The sequence below is a fragment of the Streptomyces sp. MMG1533 genome, from assembly GCF_001279775.1.
Classification (GTDB): Bacteria; Actinomycetota; Actinomycetes; order Streptomycetales; family Streptomycetaceae; genus Streptomyces.
On the sequence record NZ_LGDG01000182.1, the window covers coordinates 1 to 280 of the forward strand.

Genomic DNA, 280 nt, shown 5'->3' on the forward strand with positions numbered 1-280 from the left:
GCGACGGATTTACCTATCACACGGGCTACACCCTTACCCCGGGACAACCACCGCCCGGGATGGACTACCTTCCTGCGTCACCCCATCACTCACCTACTAACCGCTTGGTTCGGCGGCTCCACCACTTTCCTTTCCCCGAAGGGTCCGGAACGGCTTCACGGCCTTAGCATCACGATGCTCGATGTTTGACGCTTCACAGCGGGTACCGGAATATCAACCGGTTATCCATCGACTACGCCTGTCGGCCTCGCCTTAGGTCCCGACTTACCCTGGGCAGATC

General features: G+C 59.3%; 1 rRNA gene. It reads right to left on the reverse strand.

Features of this window, described 5'->3' with window-relative positions:
• A 23S ribosomal RNA gene (locus ADK57_RS18790) occupies window positions 1-280 on the reverse strand; the annotation flags it as partial.